Annotated in this window: 1 protein-coding gene; it reads left to right on the top strand. The window is 39.6% G+C overall.

All coding sequences use genetic code 11. The annotated features are described in order from the left end of the window. The first annotated feature begins 427 nt into the window (after nt 1-427). Nucleotides 428-3,643 carry a ligand-binding sensor domain-containing diguanylate cyclase gene (locus GQS54_RS22745; RefSeq protein ID WP_166426203.1) on the top strand — a complete coding sequence of 1,072 codons (3,216 nt, stop codon included), beginning with the start codon at nt 428-430 and terminating at the stop codon, nt 3,641-3,643. Nucleotides 3,644-4,012: the final 369 nt, after the last annotated feature.

Consider the following 4,012-nt stretch of genomic DNA (forward strand, 5'->3'; position numbering starts at 1 on the left):
TGGGAAGAAGCTTTCATGTGGGAAGAGGCTCATATGAACCAAGAGAATTTCATGCTCCAAGAATAAAGCTCAGTTGAATATCATGCCCCTTTTATCGATAAATACTATTTGTTGATAAAAGGGGCATTTTTGTTTCAATCATTGATCTATCACCTACTTTAAGCGAACGTATTCTCGGTGACTAATCTTGACCTTATCTTCATTCATTAATGGCTACTACTGTGATCGGCAGCTCAAATACATTAATGCTCGTTTAGCTAATATGGTAATCAACAATGGCAGCTGAATAGTCGCGCTGATATAAATTAAATTTGAATAATTTTTTCAGCTGTTTTTTTGCTCAAGTTATTGTTACTTAAGAATATGTAGGAATACGGAAGGCTTTGCGTTACGATATTTTTATAAGAATAATAATATTGATGTATTTATGTTCAACAACGGAATGATCTGGGTCGTACTATCCGTCTTTTTCAGCATTAACTTAACGGCAGGTGAAAATCCTTTCTTTAGTTTTACTTCTGCAGATGTCAGCAAAAAACTATCACAAAAAACAGTTCGTCAAGTCTATCAGGACAGTACCGGTTATTTGTGGGTCGTAACCCAAGAGGGATTGAGCCGCTATGATGGTTATCAATTGCTTAAGTTCATACATGATCCGAGTGTGCCAAACTCAATCAGTTCCGATAACGTTCGGGCCGTAATAGAAGATAAAAATAAACGTTTGTGGATCGCGACTGATGGCGCGGGGCTAAATTTGTTTGAGCCATCTACACATAAGTTTACTAAATGGCGCGAGAACAGCAATATTAAACAGACTGTTTTGTCAGACCAAATTCGCAGTATGTATCTGCAGCATAATGGCTATATTTGGCTCGGTTATAACAATGGCAGTTTCAGTCGTTTAAATCCTAACGATATGACTTTTGACCACTTTAACACTCGTAAATTGTTACCCGATTTGAAGCGCGATGCGTTTGTAACCTCAATTATCGAAGACGAGCAAAATATTTTGTTGGCGACGGACGGAAACGGTCTGTTAAGATTTAATAAAAAAAGCCATCAGCTTACCCGTCTGCATACCAACAGCAAATCCCCAATATTTAGCGATCGTCTTACACAGGTTTTCATTGATGGCCAACAACGCTTATGGCTTACAAGTTATGATGCTGGTGTCAGCGTCCTTGAAGCTGGAAGCGACAAATTCACCACTTTGCAGCACCATGAAAATCAAACTGATAGTGTCGCTGCTAATCTTGTACATACGATTTACCAAGATCATAAAAAACGGATATGGTTGGGAACTGAGGCGGGTGTAAGTTTATGGAATTTCCGTGATAGCTTTACATCCTTTGATATCAAAAATGGCCTAAGTGATAATAAGGTGCTGTCTATTTTGCAGGATACATCTGGTTTAATGTGGCTTGGAACGTATAACGGCGTAACGAAAAGTATTGAAGTGCCCTTCGAACAGATTAATAAAGGTTTGGCCAGTAACATAGTTTTAGGTTTTGCAGAGACAGAGTCATTCAGCGGCGAGCATGCTATTTGGGTGGCCAGTTATGGTGGGCTAACACGTCTAAATAGTAATGCTGAAATACAGCAAATTATTAATAGAGAAAGTGAACCAGCGCTTACAGATGCACGCGTGATGACTGTGCACAGTTATCGTAATATTTTATGGTTTGGAACAAGAGACGGTGGCCTTGGGCAACTAAATGTTAATACTCAAAAAATTAAATATTTTTTGCATGACCCCCAAAATCCTAAAAGCTTAAGTTTTAACGGCGTAACGAGTGTGCTTAGAGATGCCAGTGGTAATCTTTGGGTGGGGACGTTTGGCGGCGGCCTCAACTTTTTAGCTGCAGGTAGTAATGATTTTATCCGCTATCGATATCAGAATAATAATCCGCGAAGTTTAAACCATGATCGAGTCCTAGCCATAACACAACTTGATGACGGCACCATTATGGTCGGAACGGCCTTAGGGATTAATATATTTAACCCTTCAACGCTAGATTTTGACCACATAGAACATGTGCCTGACCACTTGCATAGTTTATCGGTGCCAATGGCGTGGGCTTTTTATCAAGACGCTGGCAAACAATTATGGGTGGGTACTCAGGGAGGAGGACTCAATCAATGGTCCGCGAAAGATATTCACGACTTAAATAATCATTTCACTCGCTATAATGGACTCAACGGGCTACCTAGTAGTCACATATATTCTATTCAGGCGGACGAAAAAGATTATTTATGGCTTAGTAGCACGGCAGGTTTGACCCGCTTTAATCCAACGAGTGGAGGCGTTCGCCATTTTGATACATCTCAAGGGTTAAAGAGTAGTGAGTTCAACTTTGGTGCTGGATTCAAAGATAGCGAAGGTTTTATGTACTTTGGCGGGAACACCGGAGTGGTGCGCTTTCATCCAAGTAATATTAAAGACAGTAAAATAAGACCGCCCGCAGTGTTAGTGCGCATAAAAAAAATTAATGACAAATTTGGTACAGATCTGTCCTACCAGAAGAAGCAAGAAATTGTTTTGGATTACCAAGACTATTTTATTTCCTTTGAATTTGCTGCGCTCGACTATAATGCGCCAGAGTCAAGTGAGTATCGTTATATGCTTGAGGGTTTAGATAACGAATGGGTTGATCTAGGTCATAGTCGCTTAGCCTCATTTACAAATCTACCCAGTGGCCAATATGAGCTTAAAGTACAAGCAATGAATAACCAAGGGCTATGGAATGCAGACGGCGTTTCCATACCGTTAACTGTATTACCTCCACCTTGGAAAACGTTTTGGGCTTATACATTATATTCTTTGCTATTAATGCTGATAGTGCTAAATATAGTTTGGCACTATCGCCAGAAGCGTTCCCACGAAATGCAGCAACGAATCAAATTAGAAAAAAAAGTAGAAGAGCGCACAACGGATCTGCTTAGAGCTAACGAGAAGCTAGAAAAAATAAGTTTTACAGACCCCTTAACAGGTTTAAAAAATCGTCGTTATTTGGCTGAAAATTTAAGTAAAGATGTTGATTTAGTGCTCAGTAAACATCAAAGCGCTAGTAATATGGTTAGGTCAATGACAGCTAAAGACACAGACCTTATCTTCTTTTTAATGGATCTCGATCACTTTAAACACATCAATGATAAATTCGGCCACAGCGCCGGTGATGCCGTGTTAATTCATGTTAAGTCTATTCTAGAAAGCGTTTTTCGAGATACGGAGTATTTATTGCGCTGGGGAGGGGAGGAGTTTTTAGTCGTCGCGCGATTTGTCGATAGAGAAAACGCTGCGCGATTAGCTGAACGACTGCGAAGTGTTGTTCAAGAATATGAATTCAAAATTGATCACGGTAATGTGCTTAATATTACGTGTTCTATTGGTTTTTCGGTATTTCCGCTTTTGTCCGATCAGCCAACGGCATTAAATTGGGAACGAACCATCGATATTGCCGACTTGTGTTTATATGCTGCTAAAAAATCGGGACGAAATGCTTGGGTAGGATTACTTGATGCAACATGTGATGAAGACGACACTTTTCTAGCGATTGTTGAAAAAACAGAGCAATTAATTCAGTTAGGGCAACTTCGTTTGGCCAGTTCCATTATCGATACAGATAAGATTTTATGGCGTTAATAGGTGTGTAAGCATACTGCTATGCTGCATCAGTGATTTATTCTAAATGGTGAGCGCTATAGGGCTTACTCATTGAATTTAGAAATCGTTTACCTATTCAATATTAGGTGTAAATGACCGCTTTATTTTAGTTTATGGTTTTCAATCAGTTAAAAGCCAAAGTAATTCATCAATTTTTACTTTCAGCGCAAATTACATTAGCCAATGCATTATATAGTTCAATGCCGATTGTACCGGCAAGCCCTCTTAGTGATGGTCGCAGATATGGAGACTAATCCAGTTCAGTTAGGCTATTAATCGCAAGATAGTAAGCGTCTGGTGATCCCACCTAGCGTTTAGCAAATTCCCATGGTAACAGGTGGTCGATGC

The organism is Paraglaciecola sp. 20A4, assembly GCF_011378905.1.
Classification (GTDB): domain Bacteria; phylum Pseudomonadota; class Gammaproteobacteria; order Enterobacterales; family Alteromonadaceae; genus Paraglaciecola.